Origin of the sequence: Burkholderia sp. Bp9015, from assembly GCF_003853505.1 — a bacterium.
GTDB lineage: Bacteria > Pseudomonadota > Gammaproteobacteria > Burkholderiales > Burkholderiaceae > Burkholderia.
Genome location: NZ_QTPZ01000045.1, coordinates 46,231 through 64,932 on the forward strand (window position 1 = coordinate 46,231; position 18,702 = coordinate 64,932).

Below are 18,702 nucleotides of genomic sequence, written 5' to 3' on the forward strand. Positions count from 1 at the left end.
ACGCGTTAGGAAATACCCGAAGGTCCGAAAATGCGCACCTGCGTAGAATGCCTGTCCTGGCGGGGCGCGGAAGCGTACGGTCGTGCGAATCCTAGGGAGAAAGCTCTAACTTGCGAGCTTGTTTGGTTTTAAACGCAGTCGTCATAATGAGCACGCCTTTGATCGGAGGAGACACAATGAAACGAAAACTGGCCATTACGGGGGCCGTGGCGCTCGCATTCGCGGGCGGTACGGCACACGCACAATCCGCAGGTGATTTCTACGTCAGCACCGGCTGGCTGCACTTTTCGCCGCAGGACAGCAGCGACCCGCTGTTCGTCTACGGCGTCGGCGGCACGCCCATCAACCAATCGATTCCCAACACCGGCGCCGGCATCAACGACGCCGATACGCTCGGTCTCGCAGCGGGCTACTTCGTCACCGACCATATCTCCACCGAGCTCGTGATGGGGATACCGCCGAAGTTCGACATTACCGGCAAGGGTCGGTTCGAAAACTTCGGCGTACTCGGCCGTGCGTACCAGTGGAGCCCCGCCGTATTGCTGCGCTACCACTTCAACGACGCCAACGCGAAGTTCCGTCCGTATGTCGGCGTCGGCGCGACATATACGTGGTTCACCGGCGCAAAGATCACGAACAGCAGCTTCGAGAACGGCGTGCTCGGCGGCCCGACCAGCGCGACGACCAGCAACCAGTGGGCGCCCGTGTTCAACGCCGGCTTCACGTACAACTTCACGAAACACTGGTTCGGCGGCCTGTCGATCTCGTACATCCCGATCAGCGTCACCGCGACCTTCACGACGGCCCGCCGGACGCCGGTCGGCACCCTGACCGAAACGTCGAAAGCGAAGATCTCGCTCAATCCGATCGTCACGTACCTGAACATCGGCTACCGCTTCTAAGCGTAGTCGAATATTTGGGGAATGGTTAATCCTGCTGCAATTTGTAGCCGATTTTTCGTGACGTAACGTCTCCACGATGGAAAACGCCCCGGCGGAAACCCGCCGGGGCGTCGTTTTTTTGCCTCAGGGTTTTCCCGCCACCAGCATCGCGCGGGACCGGTCGCTACGCGATGTCGTCCAGCGCATCGGCGGCGATCAGGTCGATCCGGTCCGTGCAGACCGCATCGACGCCCCAGCGCGCGAGTTCGCGCGCCCGGGCGAGGTCGTTGACCGTGTACACCAGGATCCGCAGGCCGGCCGCCTTGATCGCGCGCACGAGCGGTTCGTCGAGCTCCTTGTGGCTTGCGTGCAACGATACGCAGCCGAGCGCACCGACGACCTGCGCGTGCCAGTCGTCCGGTACCGCCTCGTACAGCATCCCGCGCGGCAGTGCCGGTGCGCTCGCGCGCGCCTGTTGCAGCGCCTCGAACGAGAACGACGACAAGAGCGGCGGCACCGCCGCGCCATGCCAGTACGCGGCCGCATCGGCCGCGACCCGCTGCCCCGTGTCGCGCTCGCGGCCCGGGCACGGCTTGATCTCGACGTTCGCCGCCAGCCCGTGCGCGACGCAGCGCGCCGCCGCCGCCTCGAGCGTCGGCATCCGCTCGCCCGCGAAACGCGCGTCGAACCAGGCACCGGCGTCGAGCGCGGCCAGCGCCGCATAACGCATGCCCGCCGCCGGGCCGCGGCCGTTCGACGTGCGGTCGACCGTGTCGTCGTGCAGGAGGAACGTCACGTCGTCGGCGGATAGCTTCGCGTCGAACTCGACCATCCGGTGACCGCGCCGCGCGCCCTCGTCGAACGCGGCGAGCGTGTTCTCCGGTGCGAGCGTGCCGCCGCCGCGATGGGCGACGACGCGCGGATAGGGCCAGTCGGTTCGGGAAGTCATCATGCGCCTCGCAACGGGTTCGTCAGGATCAGCCGGCCCGCTTGCCGGTCTCGGGATCGAAGAAATGCAGCCGGTGCGCGGGCAGCGCGGCACCCAGCGCCGTGCCGCGCGCGGGACGATCCGCGTGCGGCAGCCGCACCGCGACGTCGTGGTTGCCCCAGCGGCCGTGCGCGAGGTTGTCCGCGCCGAGCAGCTCGCACGAGTCGACCGGCAGCGTCGCCTGCGCGACGCCCGGCTGCGGCGTCATGTGCTCCGGCCGCACGCCGAGCACCCAGTCGCGCCCGGTGGCGATCGCGGTGCCGATGCCGGGCGCGCCGGCGACCGGCAGCGCCGGGCCGCCGCCCGCGACCGTAAACGTCGCGCCATCCTCCGACAGCCGGCCGTGCATCAGGTTCATCGCCGGCGAGCCGATGAAGCCCGCGACGAACACCGTCGCCGGCTTCTCGTACACGTCGACCGGCGCGCCGATCTGCTCCGCATAGCCGCGGTTCATCACGATCACGCGCTGCGCGAGCGTCATCGCCTCGATCTGGTCGTGCGTCACGTACACGCTCGTGGTCGCGAGCCGCGCATGCAGCCGCTGGATCTCGAGCCGCATCTGCACGCGCAACTTCGCGTCGAGGTTCGACAGCGGCTCGTCGAACAGGAATACCGACGGCTCGCGCACGATCGCGCGCCCCATCGCGACGCGCTGCCGCTGGCCGCCCGACAGTTCGCGCGGCCGCCGCGCGAGCAGCGGCTCGAGCTCGAGGATCTTCGCGGCGGCAGCGACCCGCGCGTCGATCGTCGCGCGCTCGATGCCGCGGATCTTCAGCCCGTAGCCCATGTTCTGCGCGACCGTCATGTGCGGATACAGCGCGTAGTTCTGGAACACCATCGCGATGTCGCGATCCTTCGGCTCCAGCGCGTTGACCACGCGCTCACCGATCGCGATCTCGCCGTCCGTCACCGTCTCGAGCCCCGCGATCATCCGCAGCAGCGTCGACTTGCCGCAGCCCGACGGGCCGACCAGCACGATGAATTCGCCGTCGGCGATCTCCACGTCGATGCCATGCAGCACGTGCTGCTTGCCGTCGTAGGATTTCCTGACGCCCTTCAAGCTCAGCGCAGCCATACTTGGTCCTTCTCCCGGTTGCCGTCCGTGGTTATTTCTCGGAATCGACGAGGCCGCGCACGAACCAGCGCTGCATCGCCAGCACGACGACGAGCGGCGGAATCATCGCCAGCAGCGTCGCCGCCATTACGTATTGCCATTCGGTCGCGGCGTCGCCGCTCGCGATCATCGTCTTGATGCCCACCACCGCCGTCGACAGCGACGCCTCCGTCGTGATCAGGATCGGCCACAGATACTGGTTCCAGCCGTAGATGAACGTGATCACGAACAGCGCCGCGATGCTCGTCTTCGACAGCGGCAGCACGACGTCCCGGAAGAAGCGCAGCGGCCCCGCGCCGTCGATGCGCGCGGCGTCCATCAGCTCGTCGGGCAGCGTCATGAAGAACTGGCGGAACAGGAACGTCGCGGTCGCCGATGCGATCAGCGGCAGCGAGAGCCCCGCGTAGGTGTTCGTCATGTGGAGCGTCGACACGACCTGCACGGTCGGGAAGATCCGCACCTCGACCGGCAGCATCAGCGTGATGAAGATCAGCCAGAACGCCGTGTTGCGGAACGGGAAGCGGAAGTAGACGATCGCGTACGCGGACAGGATCGACACCGCGATCTTGCCGACCGCGATCGCGAGCGCCATCACGAAGCTGTTGACGAGCAGCCGGCCGAACGGCGCCGTCGTGCCGCCGCTGCCGTGCCCCCAGATATAGGCGACGTTCTCCAGCAGGTGCGTGCTAGGCACCAGCGACAGCGGGATCGTGAACACTTCCTGCGCGTTCATGGTCGCCGCGCAGAACGCGACGTACACGGGGAACACGATCAGCACGACGCCCGCGATCAGCACCGCGTGGCAGAACAGGTCGAAGCCCTTGCGATTTTCGATCATGCGTATTGCACCCTGCGTTCGACGAAGCGGAACTGGATCACCGTCAGGCCGACGACGATGATCATCAGCACGACCGACTGCGCACCCGAGCTGCCGATGTCGAGCCCCTGGAAGCCTTCCGTGAAGATCTTGTAGATCAGCGTCTTCGTGCTCTGCGCGGGGCCGCCGGCGGTGGCCGCGTCGATCACCGGGAAGGTGTCGAAGAACGCGTAGACGAGGTTCACGACCAGCAGGAAGAAGCTCGTCGGCGACAGCAGCGGCAGCACGATGTGGAAGAAGCGCCGCACCGGCCCGGCACCGTCGATCGCCGCCGCCTCGATCAGCGAGCGCGGAATCGCCTGCAGTCCTGCGTAGAAGAACAGGAAGTTGTAGCTCACCTGCTTCCATACCGACGCGAGCACGACGAGGAACATCGCCTGGCCGCCGTTCAGCGCGTGATTCCACACGATGCCGCCCTTCGCGAGCGCATAGGTGACGAGGCCGATGCTCGGGTTGAACAGGAACGCCCACAGCACGGCCGCGATCGTCGGCGCGACCGCATACGGCCAGATCAGCAGCGTGCGGTATACGCGCGCGCCGCGGATCACTCGGTCGGCGCAGGCGGCGAGCAGCAGCGACACGACGAGCCCGCTGACCGTGACGAGCGAGCTGAACACCAGCGTCGTGCGGAACGAGTCGAGGTACAGCGGGTCGGCGAACAGGTGCGTGAAGTTCGCGAAGCCGACGAATTCACTCGACGTGCCGAACGCGTCCTGCATCTGCGTCGACTGCCACAGCGCGACGCCGGCCGGCCACAGGAAGAACACGGCGGTGATCGCGAGCTGCGGCGCGATCAGCAGGTACGGCAGCAGGCTCGCGCCGAAACGGGAACGGGATTGCATCGCGGGTGTCCGGAGGCGAAACGGGAAGGGAACCGTGCCGCCGGCCCGCACGCGCGCATACGCGATGCAGCGGCCGGCGGCACGAACGCGATGCAGGCTCAGCCGCCCGACTTCTCGAAGCGGCGCAGCAGCTCGTCGCCGCGCGACGCCGCCGAGTCGAGCGCCTCCTTCGGCGACTTCTTCTCCGCCCAGACCTGCTCCAGCTCTTCGTCGACGACCGTGCGGATCTGCGGCATGTTGCCGAGGCGCAGCCCCTTCGTATACGGCAGCGGCGGCTTGTTCATCATCTGCTTGATCGCGGTTTCCGCGCTCGGGTTCTTCGCATAGAAGCCCTGCTGGCGCGTGAGGTCGTACGCAGCCGTCGTGACCGGCAGGTAGCCGGTTTCCTGGTGCCACTTCGCGGCGATCGGCGGCGAGGCCAGGAATGCGAGGAACTTCGCGACGCCCTTGTAGGTCGCCGGATCCTTGCCGGCCAGCACCCACAGGCTCGCGCCGCCGATGATCGCGTTCTGCGGCGCGCCCTTCACGTTCGCGTCGTACGGCATCATGCCCGTGCCGTAGCTGAACTTCGCGAACTTCTGCACGTTCGCGAGCGCGCCCGACGACGTCGTCAGGATCCCGCAGTCGCCGCTGTAGAACTTCGCCGATGCCTCGTCCTTGCGGCCCGCGTACGTGAACGTGCCGTCCTTCTGCATCTGTTGCAGGAACGCGATGTGCGCGACCTGCTGCGGCTTGTTGAATTCGAGCGCCGCGTCGGCGCCGTCGAAGCCGTTATTGCGGCTCGCGAACGGCAGCGCATGCCACGCGCTGTAGTTCTCGAGCTGGATCCAGCCCTGCCAGCCGGTCGTGAAGCCGCACGTCATCCCGGATTTGCGCAGCTTCTCCGCGGCGGCCTGCACGTCGGCCCACGTCTTCGGCGGCTGGTTCGGGTCGAGCCCGGCCTTCTTGAACGCGTCCTTGTTGTAGTACAGCACCGGCGTCGAGCTGTTGAACGGCATCGACACGAGATGGCCCGTCTTCGCGTCGCTGTAGTAGCTCGCGATGGTCGGTACGAACGCCTTTTCGTCGAGCGGCACGCCGGCCTGCTTGAACACGTCGTAGACCGGCACGACAGCCTTCTTCGCCTGCATCATCGTCGCGGTGCCGACTTCATAGACCTGGAGGATCGCCGGCGCGTTGCCGCTGCGATAGGCGGCGATGCCCGCCGCGAGTGCCTGGTCGTACGTGCCCTTGAAGACCGGCACGATCTTGTAGTCGCTCTGCGATGCGTTGAACTGCGTGGCGAGCTCGTTGACGCGCTCACCGAGCGCCGACTCCATCGCATGCCAGAACTGGATCTCCGTCGCGGCGAACGCCGCATGCTGCACACCGAACATGAGCGCGCCGCCCAGCGCGATCGAGCGAACCATTGTCCCCGCGGGCTTCTTCTTCATCGATCTCTCTCCTGTGAAAACGTTACCAACAGCGTGTGCAACATTCCCGTCGCCATTGAACCGGCGAAGTCTAGTGATCGTTTGTGACAGTCAGTTGTCGTTGATGACGAACAGGCGCTGGTATTCCTTCAGCGCGAAGCGGTCGGTCATGCCGGCGATGTAGTGCGCGACGAGGCGCGGCTGCTGCGCTTCGTCGTCCGACTGGTACGGCGGCGGCAGCAGGCGCGGATCGTCGATGAACGCGTCGAACAACCCGGTGACGACGCGCTGCGCCTTGTTCGCCATGCGCATCACCTTGTAGTGGCGATACAGGTTCTTGAACAGGAAACGCTTGAGGGCCGCCGCCTGCGCGGCGATCGGCTCGCTGTGCGCGACGAGCGGCGGCGCGGCGCGCACGTCGTCGAGCGACGCGGGCGCGACACGGGCGAGATTGCGCGTGGTCTCGTCGATCAGGTCGACGATCAGCGTGTTGATGATGCGGCGCACCGTCTCGTGCACGAGGCGGCGGCCTTCGAGATGCGGGAATTCGGCGAGCGCCGCGTCGTAGTGGCGCTGCCACAGCTCGACTTCGGCGAGCTGCTCGATCGTGATCAGGCCGGAGCGCAGGCCGTCGTCGACGTCGTGGTTGTTGTACGCGATTTCGTCCGCAATGTTCGCGAGCTGCGCTTCCAGCGACGGCTGGCGGCCTTGCAGGAAACGCTCGCCGAGTGCGCCGAGCTTGCGGGCGTTCTCGCGCGAACAGTGCTTGAGGATGCCTTCGCGCGTCTCGAAGCACAGGTTCAGGCCATTGAACGCGCCGTAGTGCTCCTCGAGTTCGTCGACCACCGCCAGGCTCTGCAGGTTGTGCTCGAAGCCGCCGTGCTCGCGCATGCACGCATTCAGCGCGTCCTGCCCGGCATGGCCGAACGGCGTATGACCGAGATCGTGCGCGAGCGAGATCGCTTCGACGAGATCCTCGTTCAGGCGCAGGTTGCGCGCGACCGAACGCGCGATCTGCGCGACTTCGAGGCTGTGCGTGAGGCGGGTGCGAAACAGGTCGCCTTCGTGATTGACGAAGACCTGCGTCTTGTATTCGAGCCGGCGGAACGCGGTCGAATGAACGATGCGGTCGCGGTCACGCTGGAATTCGGTGCGCGCCGCCGGCGGGGTTTCCTGATGGCGGCGGCCGCGCGACTGCGACGCGTGGGCGGCATACGGAGCGAGATGGGCTTCCAGCGCCGCCAGCGTCGGCGGCTCGGCCAGCGCCGCGGCAGATGCGCGGCCGGCTCGGGTCGGTTTGCTGCTGGATGTCTCGCTCACGTCTCCTCCATGTCAGGGGCGCCGGGGCATCCGGGGCGCCGTTACCGGGTCGTCTGCGCCAGCGTAGCGAACACGGCTTCGTCGGGCGCCTGGGTGATCAGCGTATCGCCGAATCGCTTCAGCAGGATGAACTTGATCGCTCCGGCTTCAGCCTTCTTGTCGACGCGCATCAGGTCCATGTAGCGCGCATCGCCGAGTGCCGGCCCGCGCACCGGCAGATGTGCGGCGGCGATCACCGCGTCGAGCCGCTGCCGCGACGCTTCGTCGAGCAGGCCGAGCCGCACCGACAGGTCGCCCGCCATCACCATCCCGCAGCCGACCGCTTCGCCGTGCAGCCACTCGCCATAACCGAGCCCGGCCTCGATCGCATGGCCGAACGTATGGCCGAAATTCAGGATCGCACGCAGCCCGCCTTCGCGTTCGTCGGCTGCGACCACGCTCGCCTTGATCTCGCACGAGCGCTTCACCGCATGCGCGAGCGCGGCCGGCTCGCGGCGGTTCAGCGCCTCGACGTTCGCCTCGATCCAGTCGAAGAATGCCGCATCGGCGATCGCGCCCGTCTTGATGACCTCGGCCACGCCGGCCGCCAGCTCGCGATCGGGCAACGTGGTCAGCGCGCCGATATCGGCGATCACGGCCTGCGGCTGGTAGAACGCACCGATCATGTTCTTGCCGAGCGGGTGGTTGATGCCCGTCTTGCCGCCGACCGACGAATCGACTTGCGACAGCAGCGTCGTCGGCACCTGGATGAACGGCACGCCGCGCATGTAGCACGCAGCGGCGAAGCCGGTCATGTCGCCGATCACGCCGCCGCCGAGTGCGACGAGCGTCGTCTTGCGGTCGGCGCGCTCGGTCAGCAGGCCGTCGAAGATCAGGTTCAGCGTTTCCCAGTTCTTGTAGGCCTCGCCGTCCGGCAGCACGACCGTCGACACGCGCTTGCCGAGCGGCGCGAGCGCCGCGCGCAGCACGTCGCCGTAGAGCGGATCGACCGTCGTGTTCGTGACGATCGTGACCGACGAACCGGTGATGTGAGGGGCGAACAGCTCGGTGCGGCCGATCAGGCCGGCACCAATATGAATCGGGTAGGCGCGCTCGCCCAGATCGACGTTGACGGTAATCATGCTTGTAGCGGCTTGGCGATGACGCCTGCCAGTTCGAGTTGCATCAGCACCATGTTGACGAGGCCGTTGACCGACGGGCGGCCGGTCTCGATGATGAAGTCCGCGCACTCGCGGTACAGCGGGTCGCGCACTTCGTAGAGCGCTTCGAGACGCGCCTTCGGATCGTCGGTCTGCAACAGCGGGCGGTTCTTGTCCTTGCGGGTGCGCAGCCACAGATCGTGCGGATTGGCGCGCAGATAGATGACGATGCCGCTGCTTTTCAGGCAGTCGCGATTCTCGGGCCGCAGCACCGCGCCGCCGCCCGTCGCAAGCACGATGTTCTCGCGCTGCGTGAGATCGGCGATCACCTGCGATTCGCGGTCGCGAAACCCGGCCTCGCCCTCCATCTCGAAGATCACCGGAATGCGCGCACCCGTGCGGGCCTCGATTTCGTGGTCGGAGTCGAAGAACGTCCTGTCGAGCCGGCGCGCGACCGCCCGGCCCACGGTGGTCTTACCCGCTCCCATAAGGCCGACGAAAAATACGTTTGCATGTGGGTCCCGCGCTTGCAACGGCTTCCTCTGCTTGAATCTTGCTGGTGTGTGGCGCAGCTTACTGGCAAAGCGGCTGCCTTGTCGAGCCTGCGCCGCCAGCTTCCGGCCCCGTTTTTCCCGCATCCGCGTCGCCCGCGCCGGCCGTTTCGCAACGCGCGCCGACGACCGTCGGCGTGATGAAGACGACCAGTTCGCTGCGCTGGTCGCGCCGTGCGCGGTGCCGGAAAAGCGCGCCCAGTACCGGTATTTTGCCCAAGAGCGGCACCCGCGTCACATCGTCCCGGTTCAACTGCTCGTAAATCCCGCCGATCGCGACCGTTCCGCCGTCCTCGACCTCGACGCGTGTCTGGACGTGCTTCGTATGAATCGCCGGGCCGGCCGCCGTCGGCTCGCCGATGCTGTCCTTCGTCACGTCCAGGTCCAGCACGACGCGTCCGTCGGGCGTGATCTGCGGCTCGACCTCGAGCTTCAGCGTCGCGCGGCGGAACTGCACGCCGCTCACGCCGTTGCCGACCTTCGCCTGGTACGGCAGCTCCGAGCCCTGTTCGACGATCGCCTTCACGCGGTCGGCCGTCACAACGCGCGGGCTGGAAACGATCTGGCCCCGCCCCTGCGCCTCGAGCGCGCTCAATTCAACGTCGAGCACGCGGCTGAGCGGCGCGGCGAACAACGTGAAGCCGGCCGTCGCCGCCTCGAAGCCGCCGAGCGGTCGTGCGGCCAGGTCGAGCGCGTTGCGCGTGTCCGTCGCGAATGCCGCGCCGTCGGCCGCGGGCGCCCGTCCCTGCGCGCGCAGCGCGACACGTGCGCCGAGGTTGCGCGAGAAGCCTTGCTCGCCTTCTACGATCCGCGCCTCGATCCGGACCTGCCGCGATGGCCGGTCGATCGCGTCGATCAAGCCCGCGATCTGCGCGATGCGCGGCGCCAGATCGGTGACGAACAACAGGTTCGTGCGCGGGTCGGCCGCCGCGGCGCCGCGTTTCGACAGCAGACGCTGGCCGGTCGCTCCGGCCAGCAGCCGCTGCACGTCCTGCGCGCGCGGGTAATGCAGCGCGAAGGTCCGGCTCGCGAGCGGCTCCAGCTCGGCCGCGCGTGCATGCGTTTCGAAGCGCTCGCGCTCGCGCGCGGCGAGCTCGGCCGCCGGCGTGACCCAGATCACGTTGCCGCGCCGGGACATCGCCAGCCCGTGCGTGTCGAGCAACGTGTCGAACGCATCGCGCCAGCGGACATTGTTCAGACGTAACGTCACGGTGCCGCGCACCTGCTCGCCGACGATGATGTTCAGCCCGGTGAATCGCGCGAGCGCGTCGAACGCGGCAGCGAGCCCGGCGCCTTGCAGATTCAGCGAGATCCGCCGCGCGTCATCCGCATCGCCGGGGTGCCGCGCCGCGGCGTCGCTCATGCGCGTCGGCGGCGGCAATGGAATCGGCGGCCCTTCCAGCCGGAGCACCGGTGCGGTTGTGTCCGCTTGAAGCGCCGCGCGCACTGCCCGATCGAACGGCGGCGGGCCGTCATGCGCGGGCGCTGCGCCGTCCGCACCGTCGGGCGCGCCCTGCGGCAGCGGTGTGTCCTGGGCATGCGCCTGCATCGATGCGATCGGCCAGCCGGCCGGCGGCAAAGGCGGCAACAGGGGCAACGGCGGCAGCGCCGCGTGTGCCGCGGCCACGCCCGATCCGACCCAGAATGCGATCGCCCGCCATCCGTACTTCGTCATGGGCGACCTCCGTCATCCATGACGAACCGGCGCGCGCCATCAGCTGTCGCAAGCGTCACCGCACCGGCATCGACGCTCACCACGCGTGACATCCCGAACGCTTCGCCCGGCGCAACGGTCGCGAATGCGCCATCGCCCGCGTCGAATAGCGCGAGCCCGGCGCGTACGTCGCGAATCGTGCCGGCCAGGCGCGGCGTCGCATCGTCGGCCTGCGCGGGCAAGCCATCGCCGCCGAATGGATCGTCGCTCGGCACGCCGGCAAGCAGCCGCACCGTGCCATCGGGAACACGAGCCCCCGACAGCGCCGGAAGCACGTCGATCGTCATGTCCACCCGCAACGCGGGCGGTTTGCGCTCAATATGCAGCCTCGACGGCACCACCAGCGCGGGAAAACTCGCCAGCCCGCCGATCAGCCGCAGTAACGCCGGAAAGCCGCCGTCCGCGACGATCCGCACCGTGCGTCGGCCATCCGGCGCCGCTTCGTCAGTGCGCCGCGGCTCGATCGACACGATCCGCAGTCCGCTCGCGCCGGCCAGGTCCGCCAGTTCGAGCATCAGTGCGGGCCACCCCGACGCACTCGGCACGCTGGAGGCGTGCCCGGCAGCCGGGTCCGGGTCGCGCCGTGGCGCGGTCGCGAGCAGCCGCTGTGCGTCGGCGGCACGCACTTGTGCCGTTGCCAGCAACGCGCGACTGCGTGCGAGGCCGCTCGCGTCGACGGCATCCATCAGATGAATGGTGCCCATCGTCACGCACGCGAACGCCGCCACGCAGCCGATGGCATGCGCCGCAGCCGGCGACATCCGCGCCATGCGGCCGCGCCGCCCGGCACCGGCTGGCATGGACCGATGCGTGATCGCCGTCATGCGTCGCCTCCCGCTGCGTTCTGCCGCGGCGGCGCGTCGTGCCAACGCACCTGCACGGAAAACCGGAACGGCACGGCCGAACCCGTGACCGGCGTGGCCGAAGCAGGTGTCAGCGCACCGACATCGAATCGCCAGTCACGCTGCTCGACCGCAATCCGTGCGAGCCACCGCGCGGCCGCCCGGTAACTCGTCGTGCGCGCGTCGAGCACGGCGCCGGACGCAGTCGTGCGCAATGCGTCGAGCCGGACGGTGTCGTCGCGCACCTGGGCCAGCGTCGCGAGCAGCCCGGCGACACGCCGGTAAGGCGCGGCAAGCACGACCGCCCGTGCATCGCGTCGCGCGAGGTCGGCAGCCACGCCGGCGGCGCGCCGTGCGGCATCGATCCGTGGCTGCAATTGCCGCAGCCGCGCCTCCACACGCGTACGCTCCGCATCCATGCGCCATCGCCACGCCGTCGCCGCACCCGTCCAAACGCAGGCCCCGAGCACGCCGAGCACGACCGCCGCCCCGCACTGCGCGGCACGGCGCCGCCGCAACGCCTGCGCCAGCCGCTCACGGTACGGCAGCAGATTGAAGCCGCCGAGCACGGCGTGGCCGGCGGCAGTTCGCCCGAACCCCACATCGGCCATCATTCCCACACCCCGCGCAGCGCCAGCCCGATCGCGAGGGCAAACGCCGGACCGCCCTGCGTTCCGGCGAGCGCGCCCGGCAGCCCGTCCCATCCGGTGCAGTCGAACGGCACCGCGGCCACGCCGAGCGCATCGCCGATATCGGCGGCCGACGTACCGCAGCGGGCGATGCTGCGCGCGTCGCCGGCCACGAGCACACAGCGCACCGGCTCGAACACGCACTGGCGCAATGCGTCGGGGAACGCCGCCTGCACGTCGCCGGACACCGCGAGCACCGGTACGGCGATCGCACCGTCGACCCGCCAACCGCGTACGCCCGTGTCGCAGAACCAGAATGCGGCGTACGGGCCGTGGGCGTCGGGTTCGAACTGCGCGGCATAGCGCAACGCGCGCAGCGCGGCGGCCGACTCGCCGTCGACGGCCGTCAGGTCGACGCCGGCCTGCGCGGCCACGTCGATCCGCCGTTCGAGCAATGCCTGCGGCGCCACGGCGACCTCGACCTCGCCCGGGCACGCGCCGTCGTCCTGCCGCCAGTCGAACGCGAGACTGTCGGGCGGCAGCCCCGAGATCCGTTCAGCGGCTTGCCGGGCGGCGTCCGCGACGTCGTCGCGCCCGGCCAGGTCGAGCGTCGCGGTCCGCATTTCGTCGTCGCGCAGCGCCATCACGCCGCGCGTGTCGCAGCGCACGCCCGCCGCCGACAATCGCGACACGGCCGCCGCCAGCGCGCGTGCGACCGCGGCCCAGCGCGCCTCCTCCGGCCCGTCCTGCAATCCGACCGGCTCCCGCTCGAGTCCTTCGACCCGCACCTCCAGGGCCCGCCCGCGCCGGCTCAGCACGGCCACCCTCACCTCGTCCGCCCCGACGTCGATGCCCGTCGAACGGTGCCTGCCCGGCGCGAACCGCGCCGCCCATCGTCCTGCCATCCCAGCCTCCCGCGATCGTTGCGGCCCACGCCGCGTTTCCGAGGCCTGATTCTGCAAAGCGGCGCGTGTGCCCGACAGTCGGCCGGACGGCCAGTTGTGGCACGGGGCGACCTCGCGGACACTATGCCGGCGGCACCGCGATCAGCCGGTTTCCGGCCGCCGCCCCCCGCGTCAGGGCCGGTCTTACCGGGCAGCTATAATCGCGGGACTGTTTTCCGGTATGCCTATGCAATCCACGTCTCCTACGTCCCCGCCTCCCGCGCCCGAGCCGAAGAAGCGGTCCTGGTGGCTGAAAGTCCTGATCGGCCTCGCCGCGATGTGCGTGGCCCTCGTCGTGGCCGGCGGCCTCGTGCTCGGCTACGCGCTCGTCGTCGCGTGGCCGAACATGCCGTCGCTCGACGCGCTGACCGACTATCGTCCGAAGGTACCGCTGCGCATCTATACGTCCGATCACGTGCTGATCGGCGAATTCGGCGAGGAACGCCGCGACATCGTCCATTTCAAGGACGTGCCCGACTCGCTCAAGAAGGCGATCCTCGCGATCGAGGACGCACGCTTCTACGATCACGGCGGCGTCGACCTCACCGGCATCGCCCGCGCCGGCTTCGTCGCACTGACGAATGGCCATGCGTCGCAGGGCGCGAGCACGATCACGATGCAGGTCGCGCGCAACTTCTTCCTGTCGAGCGAAAAGACCTACACGCGCAAGATCTACGAGATGCTGCTGGCCTACCGGATCGAGCGCGCGCTGACGAAGGATCAGATTCTCGAGGTCTACATGAATCAGATCTATCTCGGCCAGCGTGCGTACGGCTTCGCGAGCGCCGCGCGGGTCTATTTCGGCAAGGACCTGAAGGACATCACGCTCGCCGAAGCGGCGATGCTCGCGGGGCTGCCGAAAGCGCCATCCGCGTACAACCCGGTCGTCAATCCGAAGCGCGCGAAGGTGCGCCAGGAATACATCCTGCAGCGGATGCTCGAGCTGAACTTCATCACGCGCGAGCAGTACGACCAAGCCGTCGCGCAGCCGCTCGCCGTCAAGGGTGCGGGCCGCGAGTTCAGCGTGCACGCCGAGTACGTCGCGGAAATGGTCCGACAAATGATGTACGCGCAGTACCGCGAGGAAACCTACACGCGCGGCTTCAACGTCGTCACGACGATCGATTCCGCCGACCAGCAGGTTGCCTACACCTCGCTGCGCAAGGGCATCATGGATTACGAGCGCCGCCACGGCTATCGCGGGCCGGAAGGCTTCATCGAATTGCCGGCCGGCGCCGACGATCGCGAGCAGGCGATCGACGATGCGCTGCTCGAACACCCCGACAACGGCGAGCTGATCGCGGCGGTCGTCACCGCAGCCACCCCGCGCCAGATCACCATCGCCTTCATCGACGGCAGCAGCGCGACGATCGAAGGCGACAACCTGCGCTTCGCGTCGGGCGCGCTGTCGGCCGGCGCGCAGCCGAACCGCCGCATCCGCCCGGGCGCGATCGTCCGGGTCGTGAAGAACGACGCCGGGAAGTGGTCGATCACGCAGTTGCCGCAGGTCGAAGGCGCGTTCATCTCGATCGTTCCGCAGGACGGCGCGATCCGCTCGCTGGTCGGCGGCTTCGACTACAACAAGAACAAGTTCAACCACGTCACGCAGGCGTGGCGGCAACCGGGTTCGTCGTTCAAGCCGTTCATCTACTCGGCGTCGCTCGACAAGGGCCTCGGTCCGGCCACGGTGATCAACGACGGCCCACTGTATTTCAGCGCAGCGGAAACCGGCGGCCAGCCGTGGGAACCGAAGAACTACGGCGGCGGCTTCGAAGGCCCGATGTCGATGCGCACCGCGCTGCAGCGCTCGCGCAACCTCGTGTCGATCCGGATCCTGAACCACATCGGCACGAAGTACGCGCAGCAGTACATCACGCGCTTCGGCTTCGACGCCGACCGTCATCCGGCCTACCTGCCGATGGCGCTCGGCGCGGGCCAGGTCACGCCGCTGCAGATGGCCGGCGCGTACTCGGTGTTCGCGAACGGCGGCTTCCGCGTGAATCCGTACCTGATCGCCGAAGTGACCGATCCGAACGGCGCTGTCGTCGCCCGCGCGCAGCCGCTCATCGCCGAGCAAAACGCGCCGCGCGCGATCGACGCGCGCAACGCATACGTGATGAACAGCCTGCTGCAGAGCGTCGCGCAGCGCGGCACGGGCGCGCGCACCAACGTGCTGAAGCGCACCGACCTCGCAGGCAAGACCGGCACGACGAACGACTCGCACGACGCGTGGTTCGCCGGCTACCAGCACACGCTCGCGGCGATCGCGTGGATCGGTTACGACAACCCGCGCAGCCTCGGCGATCGCGAAACCGGCGGCGGCCTGTCGTTGCCGGTCTGGATCGACTATATGGGCGCGGCGCTGAAGGGCGTGCCGGAGTTCAAGCCGACGATGCCGGACGACGTCCAGGCGCTCGGCAGCGAGTTGTACTTCACCGACTTCACGCCGGGGCACGGCTTCGTGTCGACGGTCGGCGTGCCGCAGGCGCCGGCGGTGCAGAGCACCGACGAAGCGGTGCCGCATGTCGACGAACAGGAGAAGCAGGACATCATGAACCTGTTCCGCGGCCACTGACACGAACGGCCCGAGCATGAAAAAAGCGCCCTGCGGGGCGCTTTTTCGTTGTGCTTCGATCCGGCGTATCGGCCGCCCGGCCAAGCAAGCGCCGGACGCGTTACGCGCCGAACGTGATCGGCAGGCCGGCCTGCTGCGTCGCGTACTCGGTGAGCGCCGCGAAGAACTCGGTGCCGGTGCGCGTATCGCGCCATTCGCCGTCCACGAAACGGTAATGGAACCCGCCCGCCTTCGCGGCGATCCACAGCTCCTTCATCGGCGGCTGGAGGTTGACGATGATCTTCGAGCCGTTCTCGAACGTCAGCGTCAGCACGCTGCCGTTGCGCTCCAGATCGATGTCGTGATCGCCGTCGTTCGCGGCATCCACGGTACGCTCGACGGCCGCCAGCACGGCCTCGGCACGGGCCAGGTATTCAGTATCGGACATGCTAAACTCTATCGGTTAAATTGTTCAGGGACGATCATGCGAGTCGTTTTCCGGATGAGCGCGATTGTAGCGGCTTTGGCGATTCTTGCCGGCTGCGGTCAACGCGGTCCGCTCTATCTGCCCACCGTGCCCCCGTTGCCGGCGAAGCCCATCCAGCAGCAGGACACGGCGCCGTCCGACGTCACGCCGACCGATGAAAACGCGTCGTCCGACAGCATTCCCGATTCTTCCGGCACGCCGCTCACGCTGTCACCGGAGCTGTCGAGCGATGCATCGAAGGCCGTGACGCCGGCATCCGGCCCGGCCGCCACGCAGTAAGCGCGCGCCGCCGCTCGCGCGGCTTCCTTCGCGACCAAGGCGATGACTGCCTGTCATCGCCTTTTGTTTTTCCGGGCCCGCCTCGTCACGCGCGGATGCGCCGCCAGCCCCATTCGAGCAGGCGCCAGCCGAGCAGCACCGCAACGATCACCGCGTAGAGCTTCGGCTGCGCGAGATTGTGCTTGCCGGCCCTCATCCACCAGAAATGCAGCACGCCGAACAGCGCGATCACATAGATCGCGCGATGCAGCGTCGCCCAGTGACGGCCGAGCCGGCGCACCATCGCGCGCGGCGAGGTCGCGGCCAGCGGAATCAGCAGCACGAACGCGGCGAAGCCGACCGTGATGAACGGACGCTTGCCGACGTCCGTCAGGATCGCAAGCACGTCGAACCACTTGTCGAACCACAGATACGTCGTGAAATGCAGCGTCGCGTAAAAGAACGCGAACAGGCCGATCATCCGGCGAAAGCGCAGCAACGCGGGAACGCCCGTCACGCGCCGAAGCGGTGTGACGCCGAGCGTGAGGCAGAGCATCACCAGCGTCCAGAGGCCCGTCGAACGCGTGATGAATTCGACCGGGTTCGCGCCGAGCCGGTCGGTCAGCCCGAACAGCACGAGACGGGTGAGCGGATAGAGTCCGGCCGCGAAAACCAGCACCTTGGCGGGGGCAAGCCAGCGCGGCGCGGCAGCACGCGCTGCGCCGCCCCGGGAACTGCCGGCGGCAGCCGTGCGCGTGCCGGACGCGCGCGCGGGCGTCAGCGTCGAAGGAGGCATGTCGTTTCTCACCGGCGCACTCAGAAGTTCTTCTTCAGGTCCATGCCCTGATACATCGACGCGACGAGATCGCCGTAGCCGTTGAACATCAGCGTCTTGCGCTTCGGCGTGAAGAAGCCGTCCTCGCCGATCCGGCGCTCGGTCGCCTGGCTCCAGCGCGGGTGATCGACGTTCGGGTTCACGTTCGAATAGAAGCCGTATTCGTTCGACGCGTACGTGTTCCAGCTCGTTTTCGGCTGCTTGTCGACGAAGCGGATCTTCACGAGCGACTTCGCACTCTTGAAGCCGTACTTCCACGGCACGACGATCCGCACCGGCGCGCCGTTCTGGTTCGGCAACACCTGGCCGTACACGCCCATCGTCAGCAGCGTCAGCGGATTCATCGCCTCGTCCATCCGCAGCCCTTCCGAGTACGGCCAGTCGAGCACCGGCGTCGACAGCCCCGGCATCTGCGACGGATCGGCCAGCGTGACGAACTGCACGTACTTCGCGTTGCCGGTCGGTTGCACGCGCTTGATCAGCTCGGACAGCGGCACGCCGATCCACGGGACCACCATCGACCAGCCTTCGACGCAACGCAGCCGGTACACGCGCTCTTCGAGCGGCGCGAGCTTCAGCAGTTCGTCGAGATCGAACACCTTCGGGTGCAGCACCTCGCCTTCGACGCTCACGCGCCACGGGCGCGACCGCAGCGTGCCGGCGTTCTGCGCCGGGTCGCCCTTGTCGGTGCCGAATTCGTAGAAGTTGTTGTAGGACGTGATGTCCTTGAACGGCGTGACCCGGTCGGCCGCAACGAACTTCGGGTTGGTTTTCGCCACGAGCTTCGCGGCCCGCGCGTCGGGCGACGCATAGGCGGCGAACGCCGCGCCGCTGCCGCCGAGCAATCCGCCCGCCGCCGCCAGGCCGGCGGCCTGCAAGACGCGCCGCCGGTTCTCGAACACCGCGCGCGGCGTAATCTGGCTCTGCGCGATGTCACCGCCGGTCAGTACGGTGCGCAAAGGGTGTTTGATCCACATCGTGCTGCTCCTCCTGCATGCGCGGCGCGCACGCTTCATGAGCGTTCGACCCGACCCATCCTGCGCCGTTCGACGCCCGGACCGCCCGCCCGTTACAAAAGAAAACCGCCGGGCACGCAGTGCGCCGGCGGTCTTTTGTCGGACCCGCGTCGGAAATCTTACAGCTTGCCGTAGCTGTGCAGCCCGGACAGGAACATGTTGACACCGAGGAACGCGAACGTCGTCACGAGCAGGCCGGTGAGCGCCCACCAGGCGGCAACGGCGCCGCGCAGGCCCTTCATCAGGCGCATGTGCAGCCAGGCCGCGTAGTTGAGCCACACGATCAGCGCCCAGGTTTC

General features: G+C 67.9%; 19 protein-coding genes. 3 read left to right on the top strand and 16 right to left on the bottom strand.

The features are described 5' to 3' along the window. Positions 1-176 precede the first annotated feature (176 nt). Positions 177-902, top strand: a complete 726-nt coding sequence (locus DIE12_RS33245; RefSeq protein WP_044845975.1) for an OmpW family protein — start codon at positions 177-179, stop codon at positions 900-902. A gap of 163 nt (positions 903-1,065) precedes the next feature. Here DIE12_RS33245 and ugpQ read toward each other — a convergent pair whose 3' ends face one another. The 12 genes from ugpQ to DIE12_RS33305 form a co-directional block, all read right to left on the bottom strand. Beyond that, positions 1,066-1,830 carry a glycerophosphodiester phosphodiesterase gene (ugpQ, locus tag DIE12_RS33250; protein WP_124522260.1) on the bottom strand — a complete coding sequence of 255 codons (765 nt, stop codon included), beginning with the start codon at positions 1,828-1,830 and terminating at the stop codon, positions 1,066-1,068. Positions 1,831-1,858: 28 nt separating this feature from the next. Beyond that, positions 1,859-2,944, bottom strand: coding sequence for a sn-glycerol-3-phosphate import ATP-binding protein UgpC (locus DIE12_RS33255; RefSeq protein WP_124487847.1), 1,086 nt, complete (start codon positions 2,942-2,944; stop codon positions 1,859-1,861). Between the two features lie 31 nt (positions 2,945-2,975). Beyond that, positions 2,976-3,821 carry a sn-glycerol-3-phosphate ABC transporter permease UgpE gene (ugpE, locus tag DIE12_RS33260; protein ID WP_044845977.1) on the bottom strand — a complete coding sequence of 282 codons (846 nt, stop codon included), beginning with the start codon at positions 3,819-3,821 and terminating at the stop codon, positions 2,976-2,978. Beyond that, positions 3,818-4,702, bottom strand: coding sequence for a sn-glycerol-3-phosphate ABC transporter permease UgpA (gene ugpA / locus DIE12_RS33265; RefSeq protein ID WP_044845978.1), 885 nt, complete (start codon positions 4,700-4,702; stop codon positions 3,818-3,820). Before ugpA ends, ugpE begins: the two co-directional genes overlap by 4 nt. 98 nt (positions 4,703-4,800) lie before the next feature. Further along, positions 4,801-6,135, bottom strand: a complete 1,335-nt coding sequence (ugpB, locus tag DIE12_RS33270) for a sn-glycerol-3-phosphate ABC transporter substrate-binding protein UgpB (RefSeq protein WP_124522244.1) — start codon at positions 6,133-6,135, stop codon at positions 4,801-4,803. A gap of 90 nt (positions 6,136-6,225) precedes the next feature. Then, positions 6,226-7,434, bottom strand: a complete 1,209-nt coding sequence (locus DIE12_RS33275) for a deoxyguanosinetriphosphate triphosphohydrolase (RefSeq protein WP_044845980.1) — start codon at positions 7,432-7,434, stop codon at positions 6,226-6,228. Positions 7,435-7,475: 41 nt separating this feature from the next. Further along, positions 7,476-8,555 carry a 3-dehydroquinate synthase gene (gene aroB, locus DIE12_RS33280; RefSeq protein ID WP_044845981.1) on the bottom strand — a complete coding sequence of 360 codons (1,080 nt, stop codon included), beginning with the start codon at positions 8,553-8,555 and terminating at the stop codon, positions 7,476-7,478. Continuing rightward, positions 8,552-9,106 (bottom strand): shikimate kinase, encoded by a 555-nt coding sequence (locus tag DIE12_RS33285; protein ID WP_082088580.1) that lies wholly within the window; start codon positions 9,104-9,106, stop codon positions 8,552-8,554. The genes aroB and DIE12_RS33285 overlap by 4 nt, the downstream gene beginning before the upstream one ends. Before the next feature lie 40 nt (positions 9,107-9,146). Next, entirely contained in the window at positions 9,147-10,799 is a 1,653-nt protein-coding gene (locus DIE12_RS33290; RefSeq protein ID WP_124522246.1) for a type IV pilus secretin PilQ, read from the bottom strand. Further along, positions 10,796-11,662, bottom strand: coding sequence for a pilus assembly protein (locus DIE12_RS33295; RefSeq protein ID WP_124522248.1), 867 nt, complete (start codon positions 11,660-11,662; stop codon positions 10,796-10,798). Before DIE12_RS33295 ends, DIE12_RS33290 begins: the two co-directional genes overlap by 4 nt. Beyond that, positions 11,659-12,294 (bottom strand): fimbrial protein, encoded by a 636-nt coding sequence (locus DIE12_RS33300; RefSeq protein ID WP_124487842.1) that lies wholly within the window; start codon positions 12,292-12,294, stop codon positions 11,659-11,661. Before DIE12_RS33300 ends, DIE12_RS33295 begins: the two co-directional genes overlap by 4 nt. After that, on the bottom strand, positions 12,291-13,214 hold the full coding sequence (locus DIE12_RS33305) for a competence protein ComA (RefSeq protein WP_124522250.1): 924 nt from the start codon (positions 13,212-13,214) through the stop codon (positions 12,291-12,293). Before DIE12_RS33305 ends, DIE12_RS33300 begins: the two co-directional genes overlap by 4 nt. A gap of 226 nt (positions 13,215-13,440) precedes the next feature. Between DIE12_RS33305 and DIE12_RS33310 the strand changes: the two genes are divergently transcribed. Further along, positions 13,441-15,828, top strand: a complete 2,388-nt coding sequence (locus tag DIE12_RS33310; protein ID WP_082088581.1) for a penicillin-binding protein 1A — start codon at positions 13,441-13,443, stop codon at positions 15,826-15,828. 100 nt (positions 15,829-15,928) lie between these two features. On the opposite strand, the gene cyaY is transcribed toward DIE12_RS33310, so the two are convergent. Continuing rightward, a complete protein-coding gene (gene cyaY / locus DIE12_RS33315) occupies positions 15,929-16,255 on the bottom strand; it encodes an iron donor protein CyaY (protein ID WP_124487840.1) in 327 nt (108 codons plus the stop codon). A gap of 36 nt (positions 16,256-16,291) precedes the next feature. On the opposite strand from cyaY, the gene lptM reads away from it, so the two are divergent. Beyond that, positions 16,292-16,573, top strand: coding sequence for an LPS translocon maturation chaperone LptM (gene lptM, locus DIE12_RS33320; RefSeq protein WP_124522252.1), 282 nt, complete (start codon positions 16,292-16,294; stop codon positions 16,571-16,573). 85 nt (positions 16,574-16,658) lie between these two features. Here the strand turns inward: lptM and msrQ are convergent, their stop codons facing one another. From msrQ to ccsA, 3 genes are all read right to left on the bottom strand, one after another. Then, on the bottom strand, positions 16,659-17,348 hold the full coding sequence (gene msrQ / locus DIE12_RS33325) for a protein-methionine-sulfoxide reductase heme-binding subunit MsrQ (protein WP_124522254.1): 690 nt from the start codon (positions 17,346-17,348) through the stop codon (positions 16,659-16,661). Positions 17,349-17,368: 20 nt separating this feature from the next. Further along, a complete protein-coding gene (gene msrP, locus DIE12_RS33330) occupies positions 17,369-18,364 on the bottom strand; it encodes a protein-methionine-sulfoxide reductase catalytic subunit MsrP (RefSeq protein ID WP_124522256.1) in 996 nt (331 codons plus the stop codon). Positions 18,365-18,522: 158 nt separating this feature from the next. Next, a partial coding sequence (ccsA, locus tag DIE12_RS33335) for a cytochrome c biogenesis protein CcsA (RefSeq protein ID WP_171928181.1) occupies positions 18,523-18,702 on the bottom strand: 180 nt, incomplete at its 5' end.

What these genes read in the sequence shown, in the direction of transcription:
- DIE12_RS33245 (WP_044845975.1), top strand. Translation starts at nt 177, where the DNA reads ATGAAACGAAAACTGGCCATTACGGGGGCCGTGGCGCTCGCATTCGCG.
- ugpQ (WP_124522260.1), bottom strand. Translation starts at nt 1,830, where the DNA reads ATGACTTCCCGAACCGACTGGCCCTATCCGCGCGTCGTCGCCCATCGC.
- DIE12_RS33255 (WP_124487847.1), bottom strand. Translation starts at nt 2,944, where the DNA reads ATGGCTGCGCTGAGCTTGAAGGGCGTCAGGAAATCCTACGACGGCAAG.
- ugpE (WP_044845977.1), bottom strand. Translation starts at nt 3,821, where the DNA reads ATGATCGAAAATCGCAAGGGCTTCGACCTGTTCTGCCACGCGGTGCTG.
- ugpA (WP_044845978.1), bottom strand. Translation starts at nt 4,702, where the DNA reads ATGCAATCCCGTTCCCGTTTCGGCGCGAGCCTGCTGCCGTACCTGCTG.
- ugpB (WP_124522244.1), bottom strand. Translation starts at nt 6,135, where the DNA reads ATGAAGAAGAAGCCCGCGGGGACAATGGTTCGCTCGATCGCGCTGGGC.
- aroB (WP_044845981.1), bottom strand. Translation starts at nt 8,555, where the DNA reads ATGATTACCGTCAACGTCGATCTGGGCGAGCGCGCCTACCCGATTCAT.
- DIE12_RS33290 (WP_124522246.1), bottom strand. Translation starts at nt 10,799, where the DNA reads ATGACGAAGTACGGATGGCGGGCGATCGCATTCTGGGTCGGATCGGGC.
- DIE12_RS33295 (WP_124522248.1), bottom strand. Translation starts at nt 11,662, where the DNA reads ATGACGGCGATCACGCATCGGTCCATGCCAGCCGGTGCCGGGCGGCGC.
- DIE12_RS33300 (WP_124487842.1), bottom strand. Translation starts at nt 12,294, where the DNA reads ATGATGGCCGATGTGGGGTTCGGGCGAACTGCCGCCGGCCACGCCGTG.
- DIE12_RS33305 (WP_124522250.1), bottom strand. Translation starts at nt 13,214, where the DNA reads ATGGCAGGACGATGGGCGGCGCGGTTCGCGCCGGGCAGGCACCGTTCG.
- DIE12_RS33310 (WP_082088581.1), top strand. Translation starts at nt 13,441, where the DNA reads ATGCAATCCACGTCTCCTACGTCCCCGCCTCCCGCGCCCGAGCCGAAG.
- cyaY (WP_124487840.1), bottom strand. Translation starts at nt 16,255, where the DNA reads ATGTCCGATACTGAATACCTGGCCCGTGCCGAGGCCGTGCTGGCGGCC.
- lptM (WP_124522252.1), top strand. Translation starts at nt 16,292, where the DNA reads ATGCGAGTCGTTTTCCGGATGAGCGCGATTGTAGCGGCTTTGGCGATT.
- msrQ (WP_124522254.1), bottom strand. Translation starts at nt 17,348, where the DNA reads ATGCCTCCTTCGACGCTGACGCCCGCGCGCGCGTCCGGCACGCGCACG.
- msrP (WP_124522256.1), bottom strand. Translation starts at nt 18,364, where the DNA reads ATGTGGATCAAACACCCTTTGCGCACCGTACTGACCGGCGGTGACATC.